Consider the following 3,426-nt stretch of genomic DNA (forward strand, 5'->3'; position numbering starts at 1 on the left):
AGGACGTCTTCAAAGAGGGGGAAATAAATAAACCGACGTCCGAGCATTTGCTCTGTGCCTTCACGGCCTTTAACGAGATAAGTTCGAAGGTAGCTCATTACAACCGGATCGTACCGCGGTTTCACTACCCTGTTTTCCATCGCGTGGAGTCTGCGGGTAATTTCCGCTTCGTCCAGTTCGGTCTCGTTTGTTACTGTTTTTGCTTGGGTTACGAGGCTACAACACAAAAAGAGTGTTAGCATCGCCAGCAAAAATTTTTGACATGACGATTCCATTTGCTGTGGTTATTAATGAGTTTTGGGCGTTTTCTGCAAGCCAAATATTTGATAAAAATACCGAGCTATAACCCCCATTTCCCATGATTTTTGGTTATGGTTGGAATGTAAAGGTAGCAAACTTTTTCAAAGTTGTACGTACCTGCACCCCCCTTCTTACGTAAATGCCCAAAAAAGGATGCAAAATTCGGGCTCATTTTCAAGGAAAAGCATTAATTTTTTTTCAATAACCAACGCACCAATACGGGCGCCAGCATAAGCTCCGTAAGCATTCCAGCAAACAAGGTGATGCTCGTCAATACCCCGATGATTACACTGGTGGGATGTTGGGAAAATAGCAGCACTAAAAAACCAAAAAATAAAAAAACAGTGGTGAGAATAAGTGCTTTTCCCGTTTCCAGCAAGGTAGTATGTAGCGCTTCTTCAACGCTGCGACCCCGGTTGCGTTCCAGTTTGAGTTTGGCCAAAAAGTGGATGGTATCGTCCACGGCGATGCCAAAAACAACCGAAAAAACAATGGAGATACCAGCATCCAACTCTACCCCCCAATAACCCAACAGTGCCCCCGCCACCAGCAAGGGCACCAAATTCGGCACCAAAAAGATCACCATCATGCGCCAACTCCGCAGCACAAAGGCGATGATGATACTGATCAAACCTACTGAAGAACCAAGGCCCAACAATAAATTGCGCCGTACGTAGGCCGCATTTTTATCCATGACCAGGCCTGTACCGGTACGTTGCACTTTGACAATTTCCGGGTCGATGTTTTTGGTGATCCAGGCTTCCAACTCTTGTCCGTAGGCCTTGATGTTGTCTGCTCCAATGTCGCTGACCCGAGAGGTGATGCGAGCTTTGCGCTCGTCGCGACTAACCAACACCTGGGCATTGAGCTGGGGCAGGCGTTTGGCCAGGCGCTGATATTGGGCAAATTCCTCAGGATCTTCTGGCAAACGATAAGCATCCTGACGGTTGTTGTGGGTCATTTGGTGAATACTTTTGTAAATTGCCGTACTGGAAAAAATGGCTTGCACAAAATCGGCCTGGTGTAGTTTTTTTTCAATTTTTTCCATTTCACGCAGCACCTCAAAATCCGTCACCCGATAATCGCCCTGGGCATACACGGCAAACTCCATAGGGCGAAAACCGGCCAGGTTTTTTTCAAAAAATAAAAAATCGCTGGTGATTTTGCTATTGCGCGGCAGATTGCTGATGATGTCATAGTTGGTGGTAATGCGGGAAATGCCCAGCAGGCTGACTAGAACCAGTCCCAGGGTGCTCAGCACAATCTGACGGGGGTATCTGGCAGTAAAGTTGACAATCCATTGCAGCAGGCGCTCCCAAAAAGCATGTTCTTTCTGGGGTTGGGCAATCTGGTCGGCGCGGAACCAGGTCAACATTACCGTAGTGAAGAGGATGACCGTAAAGTAGGCAATCATAACCCCCACCGCAGCATTGATGCCAAAGTCTTTGATGGGCATGACCCGATTGCTGACCAGCGAGGCAAAACCAATTGCTGTGGTCAGGGCGGTCATAAAGGTGGCCAAGCCTACGTCGCGGATGGTGTTCCACATGGCCGTCTTGCGCTCATGGCCTTTGTGTAGTTCATCGTTGTACTTGGACAGGATGTGAACAATATCCGAGGTGCCAATGATCAGTACCAACACCGGATACAAGGCGGAGAGGGTGTTGAGTTCGCGCACAAAACCGCCCAGAAAGCCAATGAAGAGCAAAAGTCCTAAAGCCAGGGAAACCACTGCAACAACAGTGCCCCAAATGCGCCGAAAAACCAGGTACATCACCAGACTCACCAAAATGGCGGAAACTAGAGTAGCGACTATAATCTCTCGTTGCTGTAAGCGGACCATTTCCTGCTGAAAATAAGGCCTGCCTAGGTAGTGATAATCCTCAAACCGGTATTTTTGAACCACCTTATCTACTGCTGCCATCAATTCTTTGGCGTCAGATAGCCCGATCGATTCGATAGTTTTGAGAAAAACAACCAGTGTATTGCCATCCGCTGAGATGAGGTTGCGCACAAAACGTTCGTCCTGGAGCAAGCGGGCCCGATCCTGGGGGTATAATTCTGGTTGGTCGATGTGAATAGCGGGTACAGTAGTAATGGCAAAAGGAGTTTTGATGGGGTAGCCGATTTTGGTCAGTGACTGGGCCTGTACCACATGGGGCAGGTCGCGGCAATCGAGGGTGAGCTGATGAAATTGCTCTAAAAATTTTTGCTCAAATACGCCTTCAGACCGATGCACCGCAATGAGTAGGAAGTTATCGTCGGTTTCAAAATCTTTGACAAAAGCCTTGAAAGCTTCCAGGTCGGGGTCTCCTACCGGGAAAAACTGCTCGAAGTCGAACGAAAAACGAATATTGAATGCGGCACGGACGCTCAGCAGCGACAAAATTGCAAAGAGCACCAAAACCAGAATGCGAAATTGCTTCGTCATAAACACAGGATTAAGCAAGCTCTAACTCAAAACCGATTCTTTGGTTCATTCGTATTGTTTTTTAAATTTCCAGGGGTGATAAAAAAATAAGTGTTCCTTTTGCTAAAGGATTATTCAGTTAAATATTTCATTTTGAATATTTTGCATAATCTTTTGGCTCGTAAAAATGAGTACTTATTTTACCCTTCTACTTCGTGCCGCTTCGCTTTTCGGAGCGACTTTTTATCTTTACTCCGAACAAAATTAAGTTGATTTATGCCGTTGCAGTTGCCCAGTATCCTGGAGAAATTTCAGGAAAAAGTGGAAGCTACCTTGAACCACACGATACGCATCAAACCCAGTGCACAAGCGCCCATCTATTTGTGGCAGAGTAAAATAGGGGGGAAACCCTATTGGCCCAAAGACATGGCCTACCCCAAAAGTGTCCAGGGTGAACTATTGTTTTTTCTGGCGCAGTTCAATTTTGCCGAAATTCCGCATCTGGAGGGTTTTCCAACCCAAGGTATTCTTCAATTCTTCATTGCCGCCGATGGGATGTACGGGCTGGACTTTGACCGCCCCCAAGCCCAAAATGGCTTCCGGGTGGTGTATCATCCTGAAGCCATTGAAGATAGTGCGGTGTTGGAAAGTGATTTTGCTTTTTTACCACCTTTTGACGTTGATACCCCACTTCCTCCCAATGCTTCTTTTGCTCT

General features: G+C 46.8%; 3 protein-coding genes. 1 reads left to right on the forward strand and 2 read right to left on the reverse strand.

Annotation, left to right across the window (positions count from 1 at the left end):
- A partial coding sequence (locus SFV55_RS29870; protein ID WP_320033270.1) for a hypothetical protein occupies window positions 1–275 on the reverse strand: 275 nt, incomplete at its 3' end.
- 212 nt (window positions 276–487) lie between these two features.
- Entirely contained in the window at window positions 488–2,731 is a 2,244-nt protein-coding gene (locus SFV55_RS29875) for an efflux RND transporter permease subunit (RefSeq protein WP_320033271.1), read from the reverse strand.
- A gap of 255 nt (window positions 2,732–2,986) precedes the next feature.
- Between SFV55_RS29875 and SFV55_RS29880 the strand changes: the two genes are divergently transcribed.
- Window positions 2,987–3,426, forward strand: a 440-nt coding sequence (locus tag SFV55_RS29880; protein WP_320033272.1) for a YwqG family protein, incomplete at its 3' end; no start/stop codon positions are given.

The sequence above is a fragment of the Haliscomenobacter sp. genome (genome assembly GCF_033763495.1).
Taxonomy (GTDB): Bacteria; Bacteroidota; Bacteroidia; order Chitinophagales; family Saprospiraceae; genus Haliscomenobacter.